The organism is Ruania rhizosphaerae (assembly GCF_009805705.1).
Classification (GTDB): Bacteria; Actinomycetota; Actinomycetes; order Actinomycetales; family Beutenbergiaceae; genus Ruania; species Ruania rhizosphaerae.
The window spans coordinates 64,434-89,776 of sequence record NZ_VSMB01000014.1 but is presented as its reverse complement, the minus strand read 5'-3'; the positions used below and the strand labels follow the sequence as shown (position 1 = coordinate 89,776).

Here is a 25,343-nt window from a genome sequence, read left to right as displayed (position 1 = left end):
TCACTTCTTGGAGCCGAAGCCGAAGAAGCCGCGACGTCCGCCGGAGGAGTCCTCACCGTCGCCACCGCCTCCGGTGATGCCCTCGTAGATCTCCTTGCAGGCGGGGCAGATCGGGAACTTCTTCGGATCCCGGTTCGGGCTCCAGACCTTGCCGCAGAGCGCCACGACCGGGCCACCGGAGACGGCGGCCGCCGTGATCTTCTCCTTCTTCACGTAGTGCGCATACCGCTCGGCATCGCCGGGCGAGGCCTCTTCGCGAGTCTCCTCGCGCTCCAGCACATCAGTGCCCGGCCCCGAGGACAGGCGTTCGGTCTCCTGGGGTCCCTGCGGTCCGGTGGGCTGACTCATGGCTCCATTGTACGAAGCCTGACGGCGTCCCGCGCCCCAAGGGGCACCTCGCTCATCGCCGGCCACCCTGCCGGGCGAAGACGATCGCCGACCACACCACCGCCGTCGTGAGGATCGCCACCATCCAGGCGAGGGCGAGCAACGGCGCGGTTCCGGCGGGCGTGCCCATCAGGAGGCTGCGCACGGTCTCGATCACCGGGGTGATCGGCTGGTGCTCGGCGAATCCACGCAGCCACGACGGGAGGGTCTCGGCGCCGACGAACGCCGTGGAGAGGTAGGGCAGGAACAGCAGCACGAAGCCGTACCCGTTCGCTGCCTCCGGGCTGCCCGTCGCGAGCCCGATCGCTGCGAAAAGGTAGGTGATCGCGAGGATGTAGACCGCGACCGCGACGATGGCGAGCACCCACTCGCCCGCACCTGCCGTGGGCCGGAATCCGATGGCGAGCGCCACGCCGAGCACCACCATCGTCGCGACGAGGTTGCGGGCCAGGCTCGCCACCACGTGCCCGGTCACGACCGCCCAGCTGCGGATCGGCAGGGTGCGGAACCGGTCCATGATCCCGGATGCCTTGTCACCGGCCACGTCGATGGCGGTGGAGGAGGCACCGAACCCGGCACACAGCAGGATGATGCCTGGCACCACGTAGTTCACGTAGTCCCCGCCCGGGTCGATCGCGCCGCCGAAGACGTAGACGAACAGCAGCATGAGCATCACCGGCAGCAGGATCGCCATCAGCATGGCGTCGACGTTGCGCACGCTGTGGCGCAGGCTACGAGCGATGAAGACGGCGTCGACGGCACCGGGCCGCAGTCGTGCTGCGGCTGGCGCCGCGGCGTGAACAGGTGCGCTCATGACGGGATCCTTCCTGCGCCGGCGAGGCTGCCTGCGTGGTCGTCGGGGTTCTCGGTCGTTCCGTAGCTCTGGGTATGGCTGGTCAGGGCGAAGAACACGTCGTCCAGGCTGGGCCGGCGCACCACCACCTCACCGGTGAGGCCATGCGCGTCAATCGCATCGAGCGCCCGGCGCAGGCCGGCAGAGGTACCGTCCGTAGGCTCGCCGTGGAGCACCTTCCCGACGGCGTCTCTCACCTCCACCACGTCCTCGCCGACCGTGCGCTTGAGCTCGGCCGGTGAGCCCTCGGCGACGATCCGCCCGTCACGCAGGATCGAGACCATGTCGGCCAGCTCGTCGGCCTCTTCCAGGTATTGCGTGGTCAGTAATACGGTGGTGCCGTCCTGGCGGAGACTGCGGATGACGTCCCAGAGTTCGCGTCGGCTGCGCGGATCGAGGCCGGTGGTCGGTTCGTCCAGGAACACCACGGGCACGGCCACCACGAGGCTCAGGGCCAGGTCGAGCCGGCGTCGCATCCCGCCGGAGTAGGTCTTGACGCGCCGATCGGCCGCGTCAGTCAGGCCGAATCGCTCGATCAGCTCCCGTGAGCGCCGGCGAGCTGCCCCGCCTCGAAGCCCGCGCAGGCCCGCCATCATCCGCAGGTTCTCCTCCGCGGTGAGCACCTCGTCCACGGCGGCCGACTGCCCGGTGAGCGCGATCCTCCGGCGGACGGCAACCGGATCGCTAGTGAGGTCGGCACAAGCGATGCTCGCGGTCCCTGCGTCGGGCCGCAACAGCGTCGCCAGGATCGTCACGAGTGTGGTCTTGCCGGCACCGTTGGATCCGAGCAGCGCGTGCACGCTCCCGCGGCGCACCGTCAGGTCCACCCCTGCGAGCACCTCGGCCCGGCCGAACGACTTGCGCAAGCCGCGCACGTCGATGGCGTTGTCCATCACTCCTCCTCAGTATCGTGTACGCCATAAACTGTATGCGAGATACACTCAAATTGTCTATGACATACACAGAATTAGGCTGAGGCGATGAACATCGAACCGGACGAGATCGAGCTCCCTCGCGGTATCGCGCTCGCGTGGGGCGTGGCCGCCCACCCGCAGCAGCGCGGACCCAAGCGGGAGCTGAGCCTGGAACGGATCGTCGACGTCGCCGTCGAGATCGCCGACGCCGACGGCCTCGGCTCCGTCTCGATGGCCGCGGTGGCGGGGCGCCTCGGTTTCACGACCATGTCGTTGTACCGGTATGTCACACGCAAGGACGACCTGCTGCTCCTGATGGGCGAGGCCGCACTCGGTATCCCGCCGCTGACCATCACCGAGGCACCCACGTGGCGGGAAGGGATGATCCAGTGGTACCGGGAAACCCTGGCGGTCTACGCCGCGCACCCATGGATGCTGGACCTCCCCATCGATGGGATCCCGAGCACTCCGGCGAACCTGGCCTGGATGGACGCCGCTCTCGGAATTCTTGAAGACACACCACTCGAGCCGCTCGAACGGATCGCCGTGCTGCTGATGATGACCGGGCATGCCCGATGGACCGCTCACGTGGAGCGCGGATACGACGAGCGCGCCCGCGCCGAAGGGGTCTCCCCCGAGGATCTCGACCGTCAAGTGGCGCACATCGTCGCCACGCTCGTCACGCCGGAGCAGTTCCCAGCACTCCGGCAGGCGATCGATGCGGGCGTCTACACCGCTGACGCCGATCCGTTCGCCTTCGGACTGAAACGCATCCTCGACGGAGTTGAGCAGTATGTGCAGGCTCGCTCCGAGGGCGCCCCGGCCTCGGTCCCCACCCCCTCGGACGACGCGGACACTGATGCCTTCCCGAAAGATCCACGGGTGCGTGCCGCTCGCAGTGCCCGCCGCGAGGCTCAGAAGGCCGTTCGCGAGGCGGAGAAGAAGCTCCGCGAGGCGGTCAAGCGAGAACAGGAGGCTGTGGGGCGCGCACGCGAGCGGCAGGCGAAGCGAGGGCGGGAATAGGCAGCGATAGGCAGAGCTCGCTACGTACCGCCCTCAGCACGTGCCATCCTCGCCCGCAGGACATGGCCGACCACCAGGGCGACCGTACGGAAGGCATGCGTCGAGGTGACCTGATCTCGGCAACCCGTGGCTCCGCCGTCGTGAACAACACCTTCGCCCCGTGGCACGCCGACATGACGAAGGGGCGCGGGATCACTCCCACGCCCCTTCGTCAGTGGCGGCCCTCAGCGGCCGCCGGAGATCACTTGGCGACGGCCTTCTTCAGGGCGGAGCCAGCGGAAACCTTGACGCCGTAGCCGGCGGGGATCTGGATCTCCTCGCCGGTGCGGGGGTTGCGGCCGGTGCGCGCGGCGCGCTCGACGCGCTCCACGGACAGCAGGCCGGTCACCTTGACAGCCTCACCCTTACCCAGGGACTCCACCAGGACCTCCTGCAGCGCGCCCAGAGCGGCATCGGCGTCGGTCTTGGTCAGTCCAGCCTTCTCGGCGATGGCGGCAACGAGCTCAGTGCGGTTGACGGACACGGAGATTTCCCTTCGTTCGAGACCGCTCCCCGATCGGGGAGCGCTGTCGTCACACTACGACGACGTGCCCCGCGAGCGAGCATTTCTGCGGCGTTTCTCGGCGTGTTTCCGCCGATCTGGGCCATCCGAAGCCACACTTACGTCCGTTTCGTCCCACACGTCACACCAGCCACAGTTGCTCGGACCTCTGGCGCGGACTGCCGTCGACCGTGCAGACCGGCCGCAACCCGTCGAGAGTCCGCCGCGGCGAAGCCGGGTACACGCCGAACCGCACCGCTCGCCACACGCTGCACGGTCGGCCAGTTCCTCGCGGTAGCGTGAGTTGGTGCCGTCTCGTCACCTTCCCGCCCCAGCGGCCGGAACTCTCCCAGCACCCTGGCCGGAGTTGAGGCGCCCGGCCATCCGAGAGCCGCTGCGCAGCACTCTCGCGGAGGGGACCAGCGTGATGCTGATCGGCGATCCGGGAGTGGGCAAGACGTCACTGATGGCGAACGAGATCACCGCCGCTGAATCACGCAACACATCCGGGTCCCGCACAGAGCCCGCGGCACGCACGAAGACCGGGGACTCCACGACGATCTGGTTGCGTACACCGGCGGCGATGATCGCCACCCCGTGGACCGTCCTCGAACCGCTCATCGGTTCCTCCGATGTCCCAGGACCGGACGCCATCGGCCGCCTCGTCGAGGCATGCACGGACTCGCTCTCGCAGGTGGAGCCCGTCCCCACGCTGGTCGTCGACGATGTGCATCTGGTGGACGAAGCGACCGCCGTGGTGCTCGCCGAACTCGTGCACGCAGGAACGGCCCAGTTGGTGAGCACGTGCCGACGTCAGCCCGGACCTCCGGCACCGCTGCAAAGTCTGCTCCGTCGAGACCGGATCGAGCGGATCGACGTGAGTGCCCTCGATCCGGCCGAGGTGGAGGAACTCCTCACGGCCGCCCTGGCCGGACCTGTGGCCCGGCAGACCTCGCGCGACGCGTGGCACCTGACCGGTGGCAATCCGCTCTACCTGCGCGAGCTGGTGCGTTCGCTGTGGGAGGCGAACGTCCTGGTGCGGGTGGATGGGGCCTGGATCTGGCGTGACCACTCTGTGGTGGGCGACCGTCTCACCGACCTGATCGCAGCCGAACTGACGGGCCTGGCCGAGGACGAACGCGATCTCATCGATCTGCTCGCGCTGGCGGGCCCCACCGCCATCCACCGCCTGCACGGCTCCGTTTCGGACGGCACGCTCCAGCGCAGCGTCCAGCGCGGTCTCGTCGTGACCGAATCCCACCACCACGACGGCGTCCCCCGAGCCCGCCTCGCTCACCCCCTCCACGCTGAGGTGAGCCGGGCTACGCTCCTGCCTGGACGCCGTCGGGAACTCTTCCATCGGCTGGGCGCCAGAGGAACGGCGACGCGGTCCGAAAGGTCCCACCCGGCGGCGCTGTTCTCCATGGTCGACTGGGCCCTGACCTGCGAGGTGCGGCCCGCAGCGGAGGATCTGGTGGCCGCCGTGCACGCAGCGGCCACCGTGGCCGACCTTCCGCTGGTACGACGGCTCAGCGACGCCGCCCTGGATCTGCTCGAACCGGCCGACGCCCGCGCCATCGACCTGCTCCTGGTGCGGGCGGAGGCCGCGAGGTTCGCCGGGGCGGACGCCTCGGCGCGAGCGGACCTGGACCGGGTACTCCCGCATCTGGCGACGAGCCAGCACCGGCTGTGCTGGCGCTACGCCCAACTGCGCGCCGACTTGCAGCAGTTCAGCGACGATGACGCCGATGAGGCGCTGGCTACGGTGACGGCAACGGCGAGCGGGCCGCTGGCTGACTCCGGCCTGCACGAGGCGCAGGCGGCAGACCGGATGATCCGGCTCGCCTACGCCGGCCGGTTTGCCGAGGGCCTGCCGCTGCTGGAACGGTTCGCACGTGACTGCGCGGACCCGGAGCTGCGCCTGAGTGTCATCGGTTCCCTGGTCCTTGGCCTCGGTCAGTCAGGGCGGGGCGAGGAGGCGATCGCGATCGCCGACGGCGCGCTGTCCTCCTGGCATGAGGCCGTCGACTGGCCCTGGCTTCTCTCCGAGATCGTCGCCGCGCGCTTCATGGCAGCGATCTGGCTCGGCGACCCCGAGCGAGCCACGCACCCGCCTCACACGGAGGACCGGTGGGCACGATACGACGACGCCGTCACCCAACTGGGCTCAGGACGGTTCCACGCAGCACGGGGTGAGTGGTCCGCGGCGGCCGATCACTACCGCGGGGCCTTGTCGGGGTTCGCACTCCGCGACCCCACGGGGTTCGCGGGGACAGCGTGGGCCGGGCTCGCCTACTGCCTCGCCGCGCTGGGTGATCTCGACGGTGCTGCCCGCGCACGGCAGTCCTACGATCGGATCGCTCCTCGCGGCTCCCGGGCAGTGTCCAGCGACAACGAGGTGCGCGTCCTGGCTGTTGCGGTGGCACTGGAGGAGCCAGACATCGACTCCCGGTGTGCGGCAGTGGCCGAGGAGTGTGCCCGCGAGGAGCTGTGGCTCGGCGTGCTGTTGGCCCGGCACCTGGGCTGCGTCGCGACCGCACGCCACCGCCGGCCCACGGCTGAGCAGGTGGACGGCGTGGCGCAGGCTGCGGTCCGGGTGGACGGTCTGATTCCCCCCGAACTCCTGGCACACACCCAAGCCCTGGCGGCAGGTGATGAGACCCTCACCGCACGGATCGCCGGGCGGTTGATCGGCCGGGGCGTCTGGGTACCCGCACCGCTGCCCACGGTGACCCTGACTCCTCGCCAGCAGGAGATCGCCACCCTTGTCCGCGCCGGTCTGTCGAACAGAGAGATCGCCGAGCGGCTGGTGGTGTCCCTGCGCACTGTCGACACCCACGTGGGGCACATCTTCACCCGGCTCGGGGTGAATTCGCGTGCGGACCTGGCCACAGCGCTGGCCAGGTCCGCACGCGGTTGAGATCAGCCGATCATCGACTCCGAGCCGTGCGCCGGGCGGTCGTCACGACGACCCCGGCAGCAAGTAGCAGGAGCGCGAGCAGTGCCGCCGCACCGATACTCGCGCCGGTGCTCGCGAGATCGGTTCCGGTGCCATGCGCGCCGCCCGTCGCGTCAGAACCGTCACTGCCGCCAGTGCCGGCGGTCCCATCAGAATCGCTGTCGGCATCCTCGATCTGCGCCGCGGTGACCGTGTGGGGAACCTCAGGTGAGGTGCCCACCTCGTGTCCGTCGTCACCGAGGTAGCGCGCCTGCACCTGCGTCTGACCGACGGGGAGCACCGACGTCAGGGTCGAGGCGCCGCCGTCGATGAGATCCAGAGGCTCTCCCCACGCGGTTCCGTCGAGAATCAGTTGCACCTGCCCGGTGGGCACTTGCGCGCTGTCGGTGTCGGTGTCGGGTTCGACGATGGCACTGATCGTGACCTCCGTGCCCTCCTCGGACGACTCCGGTGAGGTCGCCACGGTCACCAGCACGGGTGTGCTGAGCACCTCCAGGCCCACCGGTTCAGATCGGGCGGGGTTCACCGAGTCGGTTCCCAGGTACTGGGCGTGCAGTTCATGCGCGCCCACAGGAAGGTCGTCCAGTACCAGCTGCGCCGCTGCGGTGCGTGGCTCCCAGACAGACGCGGCCTCGGTTGGGGCCTGTCCATCCGCTCCGCCCCCGCTGCCGTCCGTGCCCGGATCGTCCTCGGTGACTGGTGCCGTGCCGAGCAGTTCGTCTCCGGCGAAGAACGCGATCTCACCATCCAGATCGGTCATGGCCGGCTCGATGAGCGCAATCGACGCATCCAGGGTCACCACGTCGCCGTAGTACACCGGCCCGTCAGGGGCGACGTCGAGGGTGACATCCGCGTCGGCGGGCGCCACCGAGAGCACCTCCGGCTCGCTCTCGGCCGCGGTGCGCTCGCCATTGCCACTGTAGATCGCACTGATCTCGTGATCACCGGCTGCGACCGTCAGTGCGTCGAGCGGTGTGATCGCCCGATCATCGTCGACATCGACCGGCTCGCCCCACGGCTGGCCATCGACGAAGAACTGCACGGTGCCCTCGGTGCTGGCGGCGCCGGGCTGACCTGTGCCCACCATCGCGACCGCCGAGGACGTCTCGCCGACGATGAGATCTGCCGGGAGCAGGTCGAGGCTCAGGGTCGAGACGGCCCTGTCAACGGCGAGGGTGACACCGCTGGAGGCGGAGGACCGGAAGGACGCAGACCCCTCGTAGGAGGCGGTGATCCGGCCGGTGCCGATGAAGTCCGCCGGGATGTCCAGTTCCGCGATGCCGTCAGTCACAGATGCCCTGCCGAGCGGGCTGGCGTCCAGTTCGAAGGAGACCTCGCCGGCGACTGTTCCCGACGCCGGGGAGACCGGCGCGACGAGGGCGCGGAGGTTCACGTTCTGCCCGTGCACAGCATCCTCCGGGTCGATCTGGAGGGTGGTGGTGGTCTGCCCAGGATCGACCGTGATGTCCAGTGTTCCAGCCGATCCCGAGAACTTCTCACTGTCGGGCTGGTACTCCGCACTGAGTGTGGTGGTGCCGACTGGCAGCTGGACTCCCCGGAAGACGGCTTCACCGCCGTCGAGGCGTGCTTGTCCGAACGAGGAGTCACCATCGGTGAGAGTCACCGCACCGGCCGGGACTTCCGAGGTGTCCAGGTTCGCAACCTCGACCCGCACATCTGACTCCTGTCCGGTGACCAGACCTGAAGCAGGCTCTGCCGTCACGGTCGTGCTGGTGTCGAATGTGGGATCGAAGGTGATCTGGACGAACCCGTCCCGGAGTTGCTCATCGAGCTCGGTGGAGAGGGAGTCGACGGTGGCGAACGAGCCGCCGCCACCTCCACCGCCACCGCCAGCGCCGCCCACGCTGCTGCCGCGGCCACCGCTCCCGCTGAACGCGTAGCCGCCGCCACCGCCACCACCGCCACCGCCGCTGGAGCTGTTGCCGGCGCCGCTGCCCGGGCCACCGGGCTGCTGATAGAGGAGTGGACTGGCGCCCGCGCCTCCTGCTCCCGCTCCACTGCAGATCCCGTACCCGCCTTGGCCGTCCTCGCCGCTGTGCCCCCCGTGGCCGCCATGGCAGTTCGCAAATCCCGCGCCACGTCCGCCACCACCGCCACCGCCACCGGCCACGACAAGCGGGGCTACGCCGCTGACAATCGCGCTCGCACCCCCGCCACCTCCGCCGGCCTTGCCCAAGAGAGATCCGGTGTTTCCTTGGCCACCGCGCACGAATCCGTCGCCTCCACCGCCGGGCTCGTGCCTGGTGCCCACCGGCCCGCCCATCGTGGATCCATAGAGTGTCAGGGTCTGCCCGGCCGTCACGCTCATCGTTCCGGTGATCACGGCGCCGGCACCGCCGGAGCCATCGCCGGAGAGCGGGATCCCGGTGCCGGGAATGTTGAGCGTCTCGCCCCCACCGCCAGCAGCGCCGACCACGGCCACCTCGAGCGAACTCACCCCGGCCGGCACAGTCCAGGCCGTACCGCTCGGATCATCAAACGTCAGCGTGGTCGGCGCGGCCTGGGCGGGTGCCGCCACGGCGACCATTCCCACTCCGGTGAGCGCCGCCGTCGTGACTGCGGCGAGCGCCGTTCGCCAGCGCGCCCGTGGTGTCTGTTGCATGGTGTCCTCTCGAATCCGAACGTGGGCGCGTCGTGGCCCAGTAGGCAGTGCCCTCCGGACGCTAGGGACGACACCGCTGCCGCCACATCGGTAGATCATGCGTATCCGCGCCTACGCTGGGCAGGTGAGCGACGACCAGTTCTTCGATCCCGGCCTCCTCGAGGCGATCCGATCCCGCGCCGCGCGCTACGACCGTGAGAACACCTTCTTCACCGACGACCTCACCGATCTGATTCGGGCCGGCTACCTGCGAGCGCATGTGCCCGCTACCTGGGGCGGCGGCGGTCTGAGCCTGGCCGAGTTGACCCGCTCCCAGCGGGCGCTCGCGGGAGCCGCGCCGGCCACGGCACTCGCGGTGAACATGCATCAGGTGTGGGTCGGCGTGGCGAACGTCGTACGCGCGCGCGGCGAGACCTTCGCCGACCAGGTCCTGACGGACGCGGCCGCCGGGGAGATCTTCGCGTTCGGGATCTCCGAACCGGGCAACGACCTGATGCTCTTCGGCTCCACGACTCAGGCTGAGCCCGACAGTGCCGAAGATGCCGAAGGTGCCGAGGACGCCGAGGGTGGCGGTGGGTATCGCTTCACCGGCACCAAGATCTTCACCTCGCTCTCGCCCGCGTGGACTCGCCTGGGCGTCTTCGGCACCGACACCACGAGCACAGATGCTCCGAAGTCGGTGTTCGCCTTTCTCGACCGGGACGAGGTCCAGGCCGGCCGGGTGGAGATCCTGGACGACTGGGACACTCTGGGCCAGCGGGCCTCGCAGTCGCAGACCACGTTGCTGCGCGGCGGATACGCCCCACCGGAGCGGGTGATCCGCCGGATCGATCCGGGGCCGAGCACGGATCCGTTGATCTTCGGCATCTTTGCCTGCTTCGAGATCTTGCTGGCCGCGGTCTACACCGGGATCGCCGAGCGCGCTCTGTCCGTGGCTGTCGAGGCCGCGCGGGCCCGGACCTCCCGCAAGAACGACGGCGCACCGCTTGCTCACGATCCGGACGTGCGGCGCCGTATCGCCTCGGCAGGTATCGCTCTGGACGGCGTGGCCCAGCAGATCGAGGCGCTGGCACGGGACGTGGACGAGAGCGTGGACCACGGCGACCTCTGGTTCCCGCGGCTGTCAGCACTGAAGTGGCGGGCCAGCGAGGTGGCCCGAGAGGTGGTGACGGCGTCGGTTCAGGTGGCCGGCGGATCGGCCTACCGGACCGGGAGCGAGCTGGGACGGCTCTACCGGGATGTTCTGGCCGGCATGTTCCACCCCAGCAGTGAAGATTCGGCGCACTCCGCGATGGCCACAGCGCTCCTCGGCCCCACGCCCCCTCCCGCCGAACGCTGAGCTGTTCGGCGTTTGCTCGGGCGATGCCGAGCAACTCAGCGTTCGGCGCGTGGGATGGCGCGAGGCCGGGGCATCAATGTACGGCGGATAGCATGCAGGCAGTCCCCCGCCCACTCATGAAGGAGCACAGCGCGCATGGCCGGTTCGGTCCTCCAGGCCCACGACCTCTGGGGTGGCTACCCTGGCAACGAGGTCATCCGCGGTATCGATCTGACGATCACCGCTGGTGATGCGCCGTTGGGGATCATCGGCCCCTCGGGCGTCGGCAAGACCACGCTGGCGCGGCTCCTGCGCGGGAGTATGCGGCCCACGCGCGGTCAGGTGACCTACGAGGGACGCTCGGTGAGCCGCCTGCCGCGCAAGAACAAGAAGGACTTCACCGCGGCGGTCCGGTTCCAGTCGCAGGACTCGTTGACGATCACCGACCCACGGCTGACGGTGGCGGGCAATCTCAAGACAGCCGTGAAGGAGGCGCGCAAGGCGGGGCGCACCCACGCGACGTCCACCGCGGAGCTGCTGGACGCCGTCGCGCTGCCTGAACACTTCGCCTCCCGCGTGATGCTGACCCTCTCCGGCGGAGAGCGCCAGCGAGTGGCGCTGGCGACCGCTCTCGCCACCCGGCCGGAGATCCTGGTGCTGGACGAACCCTTCACGGCCGTGGATCCACAGTCGCGCGGGGACATGGCCCGCCGGATCGGTGCGCTCTTGGAGCAACTCGGAACCGCGGCAGTGATCATCACCCACGACCTGGAGCTCGTGGAGCGGATGTGCCCGTCCGTGCACTTCCTCGCCGACGGGCACTTCGTCGCCAGCGGCGCGATCGGTGAGGTGCTCGCCCGTGGGGAGCACCCGGCGGTGCGGGAGATCGCCGAGGCGGCACCGCTGGCGGTGCAGCGCTTCCGCTGACTCACCGCACCGCATCGGCGAACGCTGAGGTGCTCGGCATCCGGCGCCGAAACGCCGAGCAACTCAGCGTTGGCCGAGTAGGAACCCGTCAGGAGAGATCGCGGCGGCGGAACACGAGCGCTGCGACGGCGATGAGCAGCACCCCGACGACGGCCAGGAAGCCGGCGTTCCAGGCAAAGGAAAGTGTCTGCTCGGTGCTGTCGCAGAACACGCTGCCATCTGGCTGAGACTCGCAGGTATTGACGAAGTACGTAGTGCCGTACTGCAGCCAGCCGACCAGGTTGGTGCGGATCGAGAACGGCGCGAGCGTCTGAGCCATGCCTACCCCGATCGCCTCCCAGCCGATCGCGAACCCGGCGACCACGGCCAGCACCACCGCGGTGGACCGCAGCAGGAACGCGAGCACAGCGCCGACAATCGCTGCCGCCGGCAGGAGAGCCAGGGCGCGCACCGCCGTCCAGAGCAATGCATCACTGACCGTGGCATCAAGCCCGCGGATCTCGAATATCGCCCACATCCCGACGCCGAGGATCGTGCACAGCAGCAGCGACAGAGGCACGGTCGCGAGGGCGACAGCGCCCACCTTGCCAGCGTAGACGCGCAGGCGGCGCGGCTGGAAGGTGAGCAGGGTGGCCATCGCGCCGCTGGAGAACTCGGCCGCGACTGCCGTCGTACCGATGGCGAGGCCGACCACGCCGAGGACCATGATGGCGGAGGTGAGGCCGGACCAGTCGACGTGCTCGGCGAGCGACTGCTCGTGCGGGAGGAAGTGCTCGCGTTGCGGCATCATGTCCGCGCAGTCGAAACCGGGATCCTCCCCCGTCTCGTCCGCTATCCGCGCCTGCTCTTCCTCGCAGCGCTCGATCTCCTCCTCACCGTGCTCCTCCCACCGCTCGAGCTGGTCCTGGTAGGCCACCTCGGCCTGCTCGCGCATCTCGTCGGTGATCGGCTGAGCGGAGACCCACGTGGTGAACAGGACGAAGAACGAGCCGAGGACTCCGGCGACGACGAACAACCACACCAGGCGCCGGATCCGCAGGCGCCGCAACTCGGTACGCAGCAGCATCAGGCGGCCTCCTCCCCGGTGCCATGGCGGCGATCTCGCCGGCGCGTGCGGCCGAGCTCGGCGTCGTGGGTGAGTTCGAGGAAGACGGACTCGAGGCCGACGCGCACCCCTCCCAGCTCCCGTGCGTACAAGCCCTGCTCGGCCAGCAGCCGGTTGACGTCGGCCGGGTCGGTGGCGCCGTCGACGAGCAAAGCCTCATGATCGGAACGGACCGTCAACCCTGCCGCGGTGAGCACACCCTCGGCCCGTTCCCCTTCCTCCGGACGCAGGACCACACGCACGGACTCCGCCCGGTCGCCGATGATCTCAGCCACCGAGCCGGAGGCTATCAGGCGCCCGCGTCCGATGATGGAGACGGTGTCGGCGATCTGCTCGACCTCGGCCAGGATGTGGCTGCTGACCAGCACCGTACGGCCCTCGTCAGCGAGCCTGCGCATCGTCGTGCGGATCTCGTGGATCCCAGCAGGGTCGAGACCGTTGGTCGGTTCGTCGAAGATCAGCAGGTCGGGTTCCTTCAGCAAGGTTGCCGCGATCGCGAGTCGCTGCTTCATGCCCAGGGAGTAGGTGGCGAAGCGGTCACCGGCGCGGTCGGACAGGCCTGTCTCAGCCAGTACCTGCCTCACCCGAGGCCGCTTGGTGCCGATCGCCGAGGCAAGCAGCTCCAGGTTCTGTCGACCGGTGAAGTTCGGGAAGAACTTCGGCGACTCCACGATCGCGCCGACCCGGGCAATCACGTCCGGCAGCGTGGCCGGGACCTCGTGACCGAAGATTCGGATCTCCCCGTCATCCGGGCGGATCAATCCCAGCAACATCCGGATCGTCGTCGTCTTCCCCGACCCGTTCGGCCCCAGGAACCCGTGCACACCACCCACGGGAACACGCAGGTCCAGCCCGTCGACAGCCACGCGCCGCCGGACACCTCGATAGCTCTTGCGCAGCCCGTCGGTACTGATCGCGTAGTCAGACATCACCCCTCCTGTCGTCCAGTGCCCCGGCCACGACGCTAGTGGTTCATGCGCCCTACTGCGCCACGGCGCGCCCGGACGGGTGATACTGAGCTGCCGGATGATCGGCCGGTCAGACCAGAACGAGGAGCACCATGGTTCCGATGGCAAACGAAGATGCCCAGTCAGCCTCCGCTCGCACCTTTCGGCAGCTCGGCGACCTTCTTTACGCCAGTGACGACTACGAAACGACCTACACCGCGGTCTGCCACGCAGCGACGACGTTGATCACCGGGTGCGATCGCGCGAGCCTGATGCTGCGCCGTGGCGCGGAGTGGACGACGCCCGCTGCAACCGATGAGATCGCCGCCGCCGTGGACCGGTACGAACGCGTCTCAGGCTCCGGGCCCTGCGTGGACGCGATCGAGGAGGAGGTGCCCCAGCTCGCACCCGACCTCCACGACCCGGATGCCCCATGGCCCGAGCTGCGCAGCCTCCTCCTGGCCGAGACCCCGATCCGAGGCATGCTCGGTTTCCGCATCGCCCATCAGGGCCGCAAGGTTGCCGCGCTGAATCTCTTCAGCGACCGGCCCGGCGGGTTCACCGACGAGGGCGTGAACCAGGCAGCTATCCTCGCAGCGTTCACATCCGTCGCGCTGCAGGCCTCCGCCGAGCACCATCAGGTGACCACACTGCGTGAAGGGTTGGCCTCCAACCGGGAGATCGGCAAGGCCATCGGCTTGCTGATGGCCTATCACCGCATCTCTGACGACGCTGCGTTCGAGATCCTGCGGACCACCTCCAACCAACTGAACTCCAAGCTCGCGACCGTGGCCGGGCAGGTCGTCGCGGGCCACCGGAACCAGGTGGCAACCTGACGATCCGCCGGCGTCACACCGATTGACGCTGCGACCCGGTTCGGGCATGATCGGTTCGTCTCAAGCCGCCGGGACGACACCGCTGTACGTCCACGGAGGACCTGACCATGACCATCATCTTCTACGTGATCATCGGGCTCATCGCCGGAGCTCTGGCAAAACTCATCATGCCCGGCAAGCAGGGCGGTGGAATTCTTGCCACCATCGTGCTCGGTGTGATCGGTGCACTCGTGGGAGGGCTGCTGGGCAACCTGATCTTCCACGGGGAGTTCAGCGTCGCACTGACCGGCAACTGGTTCTGGTCGCTGATCACGGCGATCATCGGTTCACTGATCGTGCTTGCGATCTACCGCACCGTGAAGAACAGTTCCTGACAGCTTCTGCGGGGCACAACGATGAAGGACGGCCCGAAACGCCGGGCCGTCCTTCATCGTTGGTGGAGGTGGCGGGAATCGAACCCGCGTCCGACAGTGCGGAACCAGGACTTCTCCGGGCGCAGTCTGCTAGTAGATTTTCTCAGCCCCAGCGATCACGCAGACAAGTCGCTGACGGGCTCAGTCACCTAGAAGTCCCCGCAACCCCGATGACGAGGGTTACGAGCAGTGGCTCTCTAGCTGACGCCAGGAACCGGGGCGAGAGCTACCCCGGGCTGACGGACTTCAGAACTCGCTCAGGCGGCGAGGGCGAAGTCGGTGCGCTTGGAATCGGCACCTATTGGTTTGCAAGGAGCGTTGACGAGATGACCTTGCATCCTCGGCCCGCTTCTCCTGGAACGACAACCGTCGTCGAAACCGATCACCCCCCTGTTGAGTTGTTACGACCGGCAGCGGCCTGCAGTCCTGGAACTACACCTACACGCTGGCCTGTAGCCCGCTGACGTCGTCGCATCATTCTACAGTCCACAACACCACAGCCGTCACCTGTATTTCCTGGTCGCTGCTCCCACTCCCCCACAGCTCCCCCTCCCCCACAGCCGGTCCGGACCTACCGCCACCGCCACCATCATCGGCATCGGCATCGGCATCGGCATCGGTAGGCTGGCCTGGTGCGACGGACAGAGAAGGCCGAGCGGATCGGTGAGATCCTCGATGACCTCTACCCCGACCCCCCGATCGCCCTGGATCACGTCAACGCCTACACCCTGCTGGTGGCGGTCGCGCTCTCGGCGCAGACCACCGACGCGAAGGTCAACCAGGTCACGCCGGCACTGTTCGCCGAGGCGAGCACACCGGCACAGATGCACGCGCTGGGACCGGAGCGGATCCTGGAGCTGATCCGGCAGGTGGGCCTGGCGCCGACCAAGGCCAGGAACGTCTGGACGGCGGCCGGTCAGATCGTCGACGCCGGTGGTGAGGTCCTCCCCGACTGGGAGTTCCTGGAGGGCCTGGCCGGGGTGGGGCACAAGACCGCCAGCGTCGTCATGGCACAGGGCTTCGGCATCCCCGCATTCCCTGTCGACACCCACATCTTCCGGCTCGCCCGCCGGTGGGGACTGAGCATCGGCACATCGGTGGAGAAAGTGGAAGCCGATCTGAAGAAGGTGTTCCCGCGCGAGGCATGGAACCGCCGGCATCTGCAGATCATCTACTTCGGCCGTGAGTTCTGCCCGGCGCAGCGTCACGACCTCACGACGTGCCCGATCTGCTCCTTCGCTGCCACGAAGAAGCAGATCGCGGCCGAGGCTGGGAGCCGCGGCAAGCGACCGGCACGTCAGGTGGCAGGCTCACCCGCAGCGGACTGAACTCAGCCTCGTCCCGGGCGGACCGGTGCCGGGCCGCGGCGCCGTCGAGGCATCACCCGGCCCGGCCCGGCCCGGGACTACTTCTTCTTCTCCAAAAGCAGCGCCAGGCCGATGCCCAGCAGGAAGATGTCCTTCGCCATCCCGATACCGGCCTGCGTGGGGCGGACCCCGTCGGATTCGGTCAGGCCCGGCGTACGCAGGTAGGTGAAGACGAGCGCCGACGCGAACGCCGTCAGTCCCAGACCCACCAGCTTGCTCGGCAGGAACGGGGTGAGCAGCGAGCCGCCCAAGGCAACCTCGCCGGCTGCCAGATAGGTGCCGAAATCCTCGGCGGAGAGCGCCTCCAGCTGCGGGAAGGCATTGAGTGCCATCTGCTGCAGGCCGGCAGCGGACTCGGCATCCAGGCTCAGCTTGTTCACGCCGGAGTTCAGAATGAATGCTCCCGCGGTCAGGCGCAGGGGCAGGCGGTGCAGGGCGAAGCCCATGGCTGGCTCCTCGTGGTTGAGTGTGGGTCGGGCACCAATCTACCCATCTCACCAACCTCCGCCGCCACCCCCACCGACGCCGCCGCCGACGCTGCCGCCGGAGAACCCGGAACCGCCACCAGTTCCCGAGACGGCCGCCCCGACCGACACCGACGCCGAGCTCGCGAAGCCGGAGACACTCGTGAACGCGGCCGCAGTCCATAGCCCGGGCGTGGCGCCGACGTACCACGTGGGCTGCATCCGCACCTGCCCGGCCTCGGCCGCCTCGGCGAACACCCCCGCCCAGTGCTCGGCCACTCCGAAGGCGATCGCGAACGGCAGATACCTCGAGAAGATGTCCTCACCCTCCTCGAACCGCAGCTGATCCGCCTCGGCCGTCTCCAGATACTGCTTGAAGCCGAGGGTCTGCGCCAGTACCGCCGTCCCGTCCGCGGTGCGCGCCGGTGCGAATGTCGCAGCGATCATCACCACGATCCCGGTGAGCACCACCGCGAGCCCGGCGAATCCCCAGCCGGTGAGCACCCCGAGCGCGATGGTCGCTCCGATTCCCCCAACGAGAATCAACCCACCCACCGCCACCCAGGCGTTCCGCACCTGCTGCGGTGAGTTGCGGAACCAGCCGCGTTCGACCACCCGGTCGTAGAGTTTGGACTGCGTCCGCGTCATCGACTTCGCGAACTCGGCCCCGAGCTCGGACATCCGCACGGTCGGATCGCTGCCCGGGAACACACCCCGCAGGATCGTCTCCTCGAACGGCAGCAATCCTTCCCAACTCGCCTGCGGCCCGGTGAGAGTCCGGCGCAGCCACCAGTCCGGCGTGCCGTCCTCACTCTCATCCACGGGCACTTCCTCGATCGTGAGGTACCCGCGCACCGCGAGGTCCACGATGGTCGCCGTCACGTCGTGGGTGTGAGCCACCTCGTCCAGGAGGGTGCCGGCGGCACCTGGCGTGACGCCGTCGGGCGGGGTGAAGCGGACGGCGACGGCACCACCCGCCGCAGCCCCTTCCCCATACCCGCCGGCACCAGCGACCGGGGTGAGGCCGGGCGTCAGGCCCAGGTGGGCACGGTCGCGCCCTCGCTGACGAGCACGCACCACCACGGCCGCGATCCCCCCACCACCGAGCAGTAGCCCCAACCAGGGTGCGAACGTTCCGACGCCGAAGAAGTTCGACCAGGTGACGCGCCTGTCCAGGATGGGCTCGACGCCAGCGAAAGTACCCGCTTCATAGGCGAGCACGATGGTCAACCCCTCACCGCTGTCCAGCGAAGGATCGTCGAACGAGGCCATGCCGTCGGACCGGTAGGTCGCGTTGGCGCAGATGTCGTCACTGCCCACCGGTCCCACGTAGCACGCAGCATCGCGGATGGCGTGTGGGCCGTCGATCTCGACGAGCACGTCGGACATCGGCACTTCCCAGGCGGAACCGATCACGTTCCAGAAGATCTCGTCCTCACCGTCGGCGCCGGCACCGGAGTTGGGCACCCCGGCCACGGTGTAGGAGATCGTGTACTGCTGAGCCCCAGAGACTTCTTGGTCCTCGTCACCGACGTAGACGATCAGCCCACCGTCGTCGGATTCGGTGTGCACGTCGGCCGGCGCCCCGGAGTTCGAAGATGCCGTGATGCCAGTGTACTCCAGCACGCGGTAGTGGTCCGGGTCGTCCGGGATCTCCTGCCGCTCCACCAGGGTCAGGAACGGCCCATGCCCGGCCTCGTCGGCGAAGTCGAACGTCATATCGATGGTCACGTCGATCGTGCCCTCGGGGTGGACCTCGGCGTTCACGTGGTACTGCTCGATCGACCACGCGTCCTCGGCGTCCGCCTGCGCCGCCGTGGGCGATCCCAGCAGGGCGAGTGCCGCGATCACCGCCACCGCCAGGAACGGGAACAGCCTGCCCAGGAGGATCGGTCGACGCATGCCGTCCATCCTACGGATCGCTACGTGGCGGCAGCCTCCCCCGCGCGGACGATCCTGGTCACGACCTCCTCGGCCACACGAGGGGCATCCAGCCCGACGACGACCCGCACGTTCCCGTCCGGCCTCACCTCGTGCGTGGTGATCCCGTCGTCACTGACGTGCACCCGCCCCGGCTCCGAGAGCGTCACCAGGTCCGGACGCAACAGCGCGAGGGCCGCCACCGGGTCGTGCGGGACGTTCCAGGTTTCGTTCCAGAACTTCCACCACTGGTCGATGTCGGCAGCCAGAGCCGCCCCGATCCGCCCGGCACCGGCGATCTGCTCGAGCTGACGAGTCCCAATCCGCACCTGCCGTGTCACGTCCACCCCCGCGATCACGATCGGGGCGCCGGAGTCGAAGACCACAGCAGCTGCGTCGACGTCGGACCGGATGTTGTGCTCCGGCTCGGGTGCGGTGAAGTCGCCGCCCATGAGCCAGAATCCGCGGGCGGAGTCCGCCACGGCAGGGGTGCGCTCGAGAGCCAAGGCCAGATTCGTCAACGGTCCGATGGCGAGCACGTCCCGGCCCCGCTGGGAGGTGACGGCCTCGGCCAGGGAGGCTGCGCCGTCGCCGGGCTCGATGTGCTCGGCCTCCAGGTCAGGGTGCAGCGACCCCTCATGGCCGGCCCACCACACCTCCCGGCCGGAGCGCGTGGCGGGCTCTCCCGCCCAGACCGGCAGGCGCCGTCCGGCGAGGCCTGCGTACCGCTGCACCAGGCGCGCCCGCAGGAGCGTATCCCCGTAGACGGTGGTGACAGCGGCCAGCTCCACCTCCGGAGAGCCGAGCAGCAGGGCGAGGGCCATCGCGTCGTCGACGTCGGTGCCCAGGTCGGTGTCGAGGACGACGCTGTGGTGAGTACTCATGGGTCGGTGATGCTCGCTTTCACCGGGCTCACTTGAGGCCGGAGGTGGTCACGGACTGGATGAAGTAGCGCTGCAGGGTGAGGATGATCAGCAGCGGCACGGCGATGAGAACCACCGCTCCGGCGAACATCAGCCCGTAGTCCACGTTGAACTGGCCCTGCATATTGGCCAGCGCGACGGGTCCGAGGATGTGCTCGGAGTCGGTGCCGATCAGCAGCGGCCAGACGTAGGCCTGCCACTGGAACAGGAACAGCATCAGTGCGGCACCAATCATGGCCGGGCGGGCGAGCGGGGCGTAGATGCGGGAGAAGATTCCCCACCACCCGAGCCCGTCCAGGCGCGCGGCCTCAGCCAGATCCTCGGGGACGGCGAGGAAGAACTGCCGCAGCAGGAACACCGCCATTCCGTTGCCCAGCCCCGGCAGCACCAGGCCGGTGAACGTGTTCTGCAGGTTCCACGTGCGGAAGACATCTGCAAGCGGGATGGCGATGGCGTCGAACGGAATCAGGAAGCTGAGCACGATCACCGAGAACACTGCGCTACGCCCCCGGAAGGGCAGGGCCGCGAGCGCGAACGCCGCCATCGCACAAATCACCAGTCCGACGGCGACTGTCGCCACGCTGACAATGATCGAGTTGAGGATGCCGCGCCCGAGCGAGGTCCCGGCGAGCGCGGCGTAGTTGTCCACGTTCGGGGTCAGGGTGAGGAAGGTCTCCCAGCTGAGCGGGCTGATCGAGCCGAACGTCTCGGCGCCGGGGCGCAGGGAGTTGGTGAGCACCCAGAGCAACGGGATCGCAAAGAGGATCCCGACGGCGGCCGCCAGGACGGTCAGGGGAAGTCGCGTTCGACGTGGGCTCATCTCACGCCCCCTCGCTGTCGCCGCGCAGCATGCGGAACTGTGCAGCCACGATCACCACGGTGAGCAGCACCAGGACGACGACCTCAGCCTGGGCACGGCCCAGATCGCCGAGGGTGTAGGCGCGGGTGTAGATGTCGTACATGAGCAGGTTGGTCGCCCCTTCCGGTCCGCCGCCGGTGAGCATCTGCACGGGGGCGAAGACGAGCAGGTTGGAGACGGTGTCAGCCACCAGCACGAACGCGAGGGGACGTCGGCACATCGGCAGGGTGATGTGGAAGAACTTCCGCCACGGTCCGGCTCCATCCAAGGCAGCCGCCTCGTAGAGCTCGCCCGGCACATCGTTGATGCCGGCGATGAGGAACAGCATCCAGTACCCCACGCCCACCCAGGAAAGCAGCACGATCACCGCAGCGAGCGCCTGGTCGGGCGAGGTGAGGAACGGCTGAGGAGGCAGTCCGAGCACGCTGAGTACCGCATTGGCCAGGCCATCGTCGGGGCGGTAGATCACGTTCCACACCACTGCCGAGACAGCCGGCGGCACGGCGATCGGCAGGATCACCAGGGACCGCCACCACCGCACGCCCGCCAGGCGGCGAGTGAACAGCACCGCAAGGGCGAAGGCGATCGCCACCTGCAGCGGGTTGATGATCAGCGTGAACAGCACCGTCACGCCGACGGCGCCGCGGAAGTCGGGATTGCCGAGCAGCTCGGCGTAGTTCTCCCAGCCGACGAACCGGGTCTGCCCGGTGAGCAGCGAGGAGCGGGTCAGGCTGCCATAGAGGGCGGACGCGGCGGGGACGAGGCGAACCAGGACGAGCACCACGATCGCCGGGGCCAGGAAGGCGAGTGCGACGCGACCGTAGCCTCGGCGCACCTTCCTGGTACGCCCGGCGATCGTCGTGGTCATCGCAGCTGGCTCCAGGCGTCCTCGAGCTGGGTGGTGGCCTCGGCGAGCCGCTCGGCGGGGTCGCTGCCGTTGCGGATGTCCGCGAAGGCGGTGTTCATGACCTCTTCGAACTGGACGTAGCCGACGGTCAACGGCCGCGCGAGAGCGGTGTTCTCCAGCTCGTAGGTGATCAGGTCGGCCACCCCGGCGCTGCGGTCCCCGGCGAGCTCCTCCAACTGCGGCAGGTACTCGGCCGCTGCCTCGGCGTTGGCGGGGATGATCGTGGTCGCCTGGGTGCTGAGCAGGTTGCCCTCGGGGTTGAGGGTGGCGTATTCGAGGAAGAGCAGCGCGGCGGCCTGGTTCTGCGAGGCGGGGTTGATGCCCCAGGACCACGAGCCGGTCGGGGTGACCTGCTCACCACCGTCGAAGTACGGCATCGGTGCCACGGCCCAGTTCGTCTCGGACTCCGAGAAGACCCCGACATCCCAGGGACCACCGACGAAGAAGGCGGACTCGCCGTCGGCGAAGATCGGGCTGGTCTCGAAGCTGCCGACTCCGCGCGGGGCGAGCCCGTCGGCGAACAGGTCGCCGTACCAGGTCATGGCCTCCACCCAGGCGTCGTTCGTGATGTCCGCGGTGAGCGCGTCCTCGCCGGTGATACCCGATCCGCCACCGAGGGAGGCCATCAGCGGCTGCAACTGATAGTAGTACTCGATCTGCTCCAGGATCAGACCCCACTCGGTCTCACCGGCGGCCTGCACCTGCTCGGCGGCAGCGACCGTCTGCTCCCAGGTCCAGCGCTCGGCCGGGTCGGAGCTCGGCGGCTCGACACCGGCGGCCGCAAGCGCGTCGACGTTGTAGAACATCAGCTGCGTGGAGTCCCAGATGGAGGCAGCCCACATCTGCTCGTCGATGACGTTGACGTCGTACATGGTCGGGCTCATCACCTCCTGCGCCTCGCCAGCGAGGTCGGTCAGGTCGACGAGGTATCCCTGGGCGGCGAGTTGAGCGACCCGGGGCTGATCAACGGTGTAGAGGTCGATGGTCGAGTCCTCCGCGCCGAGACGCTGCTGCAGCGTCGAGTTCAGCTGATCGAAGGGGACCTGGGTGTACTCCACCGAGTAGCCCTCATGCTCGGCCTCGAAGCCCTCGATGAGGGGCGCGAATGTGGCCGGGTCCTCCGGGCCAAGCAAGTTGATGGTGCTGGGTGTCGCCTCGTCGGTCGAGGGAGTCTCCGGAGTGGACGAGCAGGCCGCCAGGGCGAGTGCGCCAGATGTCACGACAGCGGCTGCGGCGACGAAGCGTGCGTGTGGAGTGCGAGGGATCATGATCGGACCTTCGGTGGAGGGAGGGGTGCGGGTCGGCGTGGCGCCCGTGCTTCAGTGGTGGGGATGTGGCACTCACGTCATCTATCCGGTTAGATGGACGTTAGCAGCCTCGATCCGGCACCCGCAAGACACCTGATCAGAAGCACGCCCACCCGGCCGACGCGATGGACGCAGACGCGGAGGGCCACGCCGCCGGCGACGTGCTGCTGCGTATCCTGCTCGTGACCGCCCGCTGAACCGAGGAGATCGTGCCCATGGTGACCGCCCGGGACGTGGCGCGCCTGGCCAGGACGTCGAACGCCGTCGTGAGCTATGTGTTCAACAACGGGCCACGGAACGTGGCCCCGGCGACGCGGGAACGCGTGCTGGCGGCGGCAGCGGAGCTCGGCTACCGGCCGAACATGCTCGCCCGCGCCCTCAGCGCCGGGTCGACCCGTTCCATCGGGCTCATCGTGCCCGACATCTGCAACCCGTTCTTCGCCGAGACCGCTCGCGCGCTGGAGGACGCCGCCGGGGAGATCGATCACCTGCTGCTGATCTGCGACGCCGCACTCTCCCCCGTGCAGGAAGCGCGCCACGTGCGCTCGCTCGTGGACCGGCAGGTGGACGCCGTGGTCTACGTCTCGCTGCAGGACGACCCCGATCTGAGCCTGTTCACCGAGGCCCGCATCCCGGTGGTGGCGCTGCACCCGCTGCCCGAGGGGGCCGCGGCTTCCACTCTCACCATCGACTACACCGCCGCCGCGCGCGCCGCCACGAGCCACCTCATCGAGCACGGCTATCGCGAGATCGCCATCCTCAACGGACCCACCGATTCAGTGGGCGCCCGCCAGCACGAGCGAGGATACGAGCGGGCCCTAGCCGGCCACGGAGTGACGGCCCACCACTGGGCCTCCCCGACCTCGCGATACGCCGCATCGCAGATCGCAGCCGAGGAACTCGCCGCCCACCGGCCCCGGGCGGTGTACTGCGTCACCGACGAGCAGGCGTTCGGGGTGTTGCACGCCGCGCACAGCCTGGGTCTGCGCATCCCGGAGGACCTGGCCGTGGTCGGCCTGGACGGCACGGCGAACAGTCGCGTCTCGATCCCACCACTGACCACCGTGCAACAACCCACACAGGCCCTCGCCGCTCGGGCGATCGACGTCGTCCGCGACCCGGACGCACGGGACGCACCGGTGCACGAACTGCTGGACTTCACCTTCGTGGCACGACGCTCCTGCGGGTGCCACGAGCATTGATGAATCGCCATCAGCCCTGATGAATACGCAAGGAGCCACCTCAGTGAACGAATTCTGGGCCATCGCGGCGGGCATTCTGGCAGCAGTCCTGGGCGCCGGGATCGCAGTGGTCACCGTCGTCATGGTCCTGCGCAACGGCCGCCCGGACCGGCGCAGTGTCGCGGATGTCGCCGCGGCCGCGCAGGCCGCCGGATGGACGTACGTGGGCACTGATCCTGCCGTGCTGGACAGACTCGGACTCCGGCACCTGTTCGCCGACACCCGATCGGCGAAGACGAGCCACGTCATGTATCGACGCGTCGCGGGCGGCACCGCCGTGGGATGCGGAACGAACGGGCGGGGATGGAGCAACGAGACCACGCGGATGCGCACCCGGGTGACGTCCTCGGGGGAGAACAACTCCCTGTGCACACTTGAACTACCCGGCTCCCTGCCGACCTTCAATTTGCTCAGCGAGGGACCTGGCGGGTCCGTCGCCACATCGCTCGGATTGCTGGGCGACCTCGACACCGAGTCGCACGAGTTCAATGAACGTCTGCGGGTGGTCACTGCCGACGACAGGCTCGCGCACGCCCTGCTCGCACCCACCGTGATCGCAGCGATGCAGGACGGGCCACCGCAGGCCACGTTGCAGATCGTCGGGAACCAGCTCGTGAGCTTCCGGAAAGGTGTGCCTGACCCGGCCGAGCTCGCCGCACGCGCGGACTGGCTGGGCAGGGTCGCTGCCGCGATCCCGGCGTTCGTCTACCAGGGGCGCTGAAGCGCGCCGCAGCGCTGGTGGCGAGCTACGCCGTCGTGCCTATCGGTTCCGGCGCAGGCTCATTGCCCGCTGCGCCTCTCGGGCGTCCTGCTTCTCCCGCAGAGCCTGTCGCTTGTCCCACTCCTGCTTTCCTCGGGCGACGGCGATCTCCACCTTCGCCCGGCCGCCGATGAAGTAGAGCTCGAGCGGCACGATGGTGAAGCCCTTCTCCTTCGTGCGCTGCGTGAGCTTGAGGATCTGTTCCTTGTGCAACAGGAGCTTGCGCTTGCGGCGCGGAGAGTGGTTCGTCCAGGTTCCCTCGGTGTATTCGGGGATGTGCACGCTCTCCAACCAGGCCTCTCCGGCGTCCACGTACACCCATCCGTCCACCAGGGAAGCGCGCCCGGCGCGCAGCGACTTCACCTCGGTCCCGGTCAGTGCGAGCCCTGCCTCGTAGGTGGCATCGATGTGATAGTCGTGCCGCGCCTTCTTGTTCCGCGCCACCACCGTCTTCACCGTCTTGGGGTCGACGGCGCCACTCGTCTTCTTCTTCTTGGCGCCCTTGGCCTTGTTGCTCATCGGTTCTGGTCTCCTTCGCCGGTCCACTGTACGGCGCACGGGCCGGATCCCTCGATCTGTTTACGCTGCTGGTGAGCAGCCGCGCCACCTCACCCGGCCGACAACTCCCTCACCGGGGGTGATCCTGACGTCGGTTATCGGCTGATCATCGACGACAAGGTCACCCCGGGTGACCGTGCGGACACCCACACTCGAGCGTCCGACGTGTCCAGCCCGATCAGCGCAGGTGT

General features: G+C 68.5%; 23 protein-coding genes and 1 other RNA gene. 9 read left to right on the top strand and 15 right to left on the bottom strand.

Annotated features, from left to right (window positions below; all coding sequences use genetic code 11):
- The 3 genes from FV560_RS16960 to FV560_RS16950 are packed head-to-tail and all read right to left on the bottom strand — an operon-like array spanning nt 1 to nt 2,133.
- The gene (locus FV560_RS16960; RefSeq protein ID WP_159622753.1) at nt 1-348 is read right to left on the bottom strand and encodes a DUF3039 domain-containing protein; all 348 of its coding nucleotides are present in this window, start codon (nt 346-348) and stop codon (nt 1-3) included.
- 52 nt (nt 349-400) lie between these two features.
- Nucleotides 401-1,201, bottom strand: coding sequence for an ABC transporter permease (locus tag FV560_RS16955; protein ID WP_159622752.1), 801 nt, complete (start codon nt 1,199-1,201; stop codon nt 401-403).
- Complete coding sequence (locus FV560_RS16950) at nt 1,198-2,133, bottom strand: ABC transporter ATP-binding protein (RefSeq protein WP_200837752.1); 936 nt, start codon at nt 2,131-2,133, stop codon at nt 1,198-1,200. The genes FV560_RS16955 and FV560_RS16950 overlap by 4 nt, the downstream gene beginning before the upstream one ends.
- An 87-nt stretch (nt 2,134-2,220) precedes the next feature.
- Here FV560_RS16950 and FV560_RS16945 point away from each other — a divergent pair, with 87 nt between their 5' ends.
- Nucleotides 2,221-3,177: a TetR/AcrR family transcriptional regulator gene (locus FV560_RS16945; RefSeq protein ID WP_159622750.1), complete on the top strand. Its 957-nt coding sequence runs from the start codon at nt 2,221-2,223 to the stop codon at nt 3,175-3,177.
- 241 nt (nt 3,178-3,418) lie between these two features.
- Here FV560_RS16945 and FV560_RS16940 read toward each other — a convergent pair whose 3' ends face one another.
- The gene (locus tag FV560_RS16940; protein WP_159622749.1) at nt 3,419-3,700 is read right to left on the bottom strand and encodes an HU family DNA-binding protein; all 282 of its coding nucleotides are present in this window, start codon (nt 3,698-3,700) and stop codon (nt 3,419-3,421) included.
- Between the two features lie 325 nt (nt 3,701-4,025).
- Here FV560_RS16940 and FV560_RS16935 point away from each other — a divergent pair, with 325 nt between their 5' ends.
- The gene (locus tag FV560_RS16935; protein ID WP_159622748.1) at nt 4,026-6,638 is read left to right on the top strand and encodes a helix-turn-helix transcriptional regulator; all 2,613 of its coding nucleotides are present in this window, start codon (nt 4,026-4,028) and stop codon (nt 6,636-6,638) included.
- Between the two features lie 10 nt (nt 6,639-6,648).
- On the opposite strand, the gene FV560_RS16930 is transcribed toward FV560_RS16935, so the two are convergent.
- Nucleotides 6,649-9,300 carry an Ig-like domain-containing protein gene (locus tag FV560_RS16930; protein WP_159622747.1) on the bottom strand — a complete coding sequence of 884 codons (2,652 nt, stop codon included), beginning with the start codon at nt 9,298-9,300 and terminating at the stop codon, nt 6,649-6,651.
- Between the two features lie 124 nt (nt 9,301-9,424).
- Between FV560_RS16930 and FV560_RS16925 the strand changes: the two genes are divergently transcribed.
- Entirely contained in the window at nt 9,425-10,639 is a 1,215-nt protein-coding gene (locus FV560_RS16925) for an acyl-CoA dehydrogenase family protein (RefSeq protein WP_235020188.1), read from the top strand.
- Between the two features lie 135 nt (nt 10,640-10,774).
- The gene (locus tag FV560_RS16920; protein WP_159622745.1) at nt 10,775-11,545 is read left to right on the top strand and encodes an ABC transporter ATP-binding protein; all 771 of its coding nucleotides are present in this window, start codon (nt 10,775-10,777) and stop codon (nt 11,543-11,545) included.
- 88 nt (nt 11,546-11,633) lie between these two features.
- Here the strand turns inward: FV560_RS16920 and FV560_RS16915 are convergent, their stop codons facing one another.
- Complete coding sequence (locus FV560_RS16915) at nt 11,634-12,611, bottom strand: ABC transporter permease subunit (RefSeq protein ID WP_159622744.1); 978 nt, start codon at nt 12,609-12,611, stop codon at nt 11,634-11,636.
- Complete coding sequence (locus FV560_RS16910) at nt 12,611-13,579, bottom strand: ABC transporter ATP-binding protein (protein ID WP_159622743.1); 969 nt, start codon at nt 13,577-13,579, stop codon at nt 12,611-12,613. The genes FV560_RS16915 and FV560_RS16910 overlap by 1 nt, the downstream gene beginning before the upstream one ends.
- A gap of 140 nt (nt 13,580-13,719) precedes the next feature.
- Between FV560_RS16910 and FV560_RS16905 the strand changes: the two genes are divergently transcribed.
- Both FV560_RS16905 and FV560_RS16900 read left to right on the top strand, forming a co-directional pair.
- Nucleotides 13,720-14,433: a GAF and ANTAR domain-containing protein gene (locus tag FV560_RS16905; RefSeq protein ID WP_159622742.1), complete on the top strand. Its 714-nt coding sequence runs from the start codon at nt 13,720-13,722 to the stop codon at nt 14,431-14,433.
- Between the two features lie 107 nt (nt 14,434-14,540).
- Entirely contained in the window at nt 14,541-14,807 is a 267-nt protein-coding gene (locus FV560_RS16900; RefSeq protein ID WP_159622741.1) for a GlsB/YeaQ/YmgE family stress response membrane protein, read from the top strand.
- 60 nt (nt 14,808-14,867) lie between these two features.
- Here FV560_RS16900 and ssrA read toward each other — a convergent pair.
- Nucleotides 14,868-15,236, bottom strand: a transfer-messenger RNA (tmRNA) gene (ssrA, locus tag FV560_RS16895).
- Between the two features lie 242 nt (nt 15,237-15,478).
- On the opposite strand from ssrA, the gene FV560_RS16890 reads away from it, so the two are divergent.
- A complete protein-coding gene (locus tag FV560_RS16890; RefSeq protein ID WP_159622740.1) occupies nt 15,479-16,174 on the top strand; it encodes an endonuclease III domain-containing protein in 696 nt (231 codons plus the stop codon).
- 77 nt (nt 16,175-16,251) lie between these two features.
- Here the strand turns inward: FV560_RS16890 and FV560_RS16885 are convergent, their stop codons facing one another.
- The 6 genes from FV560_RS16885 to FV560_RS16860 are packed head-to-tail and all read right to left on the bottom strand — an operon-like array spanning nt 16,252 to nt 22,554.
- Nucleotides 16,252-16,659 (bottom strand): hypothetical protein, encoded by a 408-nt coding sequence (locus FV560_RS16885; RefSeq protein WP_159622739.1) that lies wholly within the window; start codon nt 16,657-16,659, stop codon nt 16,252-16,254.
- Nucleotides 16,660-16,707: 48 nt separating this feature from the next.
- Nucleotides 16,708-18,579, bottom strand: coding sequence for a DUF2207 domain-containing protein (locus FV560_RS16880; protein WP_159622738.1), 1,872 nt, complete (start codon nt 18,577-18,579; stop codon nt 16,708-16,710).
- Nucleotides 18,580-18,599: 20 nt separating this feature from the next.
- Nucleotides 18,600-19,481, bottom strand: coding sequence for a nucleoside hydrolase (locus tag FV560_RS16875; protein ID WP_159622737.1), 882 nt, complete (start codon nt 19,479-19,481; stop codon nt 18,600-18,602).
- A 28-nt stretch (nt 19,482-19,509) separates the two neighbouring features.
- A complete protein-coding gene (locus FV560_RS16870; protein WP_159622736.1) occupies nt 19,510-20,340 on the bottom strand; it encodes a carbohydrate ABC transporter permease in 831 nt (276 codons plus the stop codon).
- A 1-nt stretch (nt 20,341) separates the two neighbouring features.
- On the bottom strand, nt 20,342-21,247 hold the full coding sequence (locus FV560_RS16865) for a carbohydrate ABC transporter permease (protein WP_159622735.1): 906 nt from the start codon (nt 21,245-21,247) through the stop codon (nt 20,342-20,344).
- On the bottom strand, nt 21,244-22,554 hold the full coding sequence (locus tag FV560_RS16860) for a sugar ABC transporter substrate-binding protein (protein WP_159622734.1): 1,311 nt from the start codon (nt 22,552-22,554) through the stop codon (nt 21,244-21,246). Before FV560_RS16860 ends, FV560_RS16865 begins: the two co-directional genes overlap by 4 nt.
- A gap of 254 nt (nt 22,555-22,808) precedes the next feature.
- Between FV560_RS16860 and FV560_RS16855 the strand changes: the two genes are divergently transcribed.
- Both FV560_RS16855 and FV560_RS16850 read left to right on the top strand, forming a co-directional pair.
- On the top strand, nt 22,809-23,795 hold the full coding sequence (locus FV560_RS16855) for a LacI family DNA-binding transcriptional regulator (RefSeq protein ID WP_235020191.1): 987 nt from the start codon (nt 22,809-22,811) through the stop codon (nt 23,793-23,795).
- Nucleotides 23,796-23,838: 43 nt separating this feature from the next.
- Complete coding sequence (locus tag FV560_RS16850; protein ID WP_159622732.1) at nt 23,839-24,555, top strand: hypothetical protein; 717 nt, start codon at nt 23,839-23,841, stop codon at nt 24,553-24,555.
- Nucleotides 24,556-24,594: 39 nt separating this feature from the next.
- Here FV560_RS16850 and smpB read toward each other — a convergent pair whose 3' ends face one another.
- Nucleotides 24,595-25,113 (bottom strand): SsrA-binding protein SmpB, encoded by a 519-nt coding sequence (gene smpB, locus FV560_RS16845; RefSeq protein WP_159622731.1) that lies wholly within the window; start codon nt 25,111-25,113, stop codon nt 24,595-24,597.
- Nucleotides 25,114-25,343: the final 230 nt, after the last annotated feature.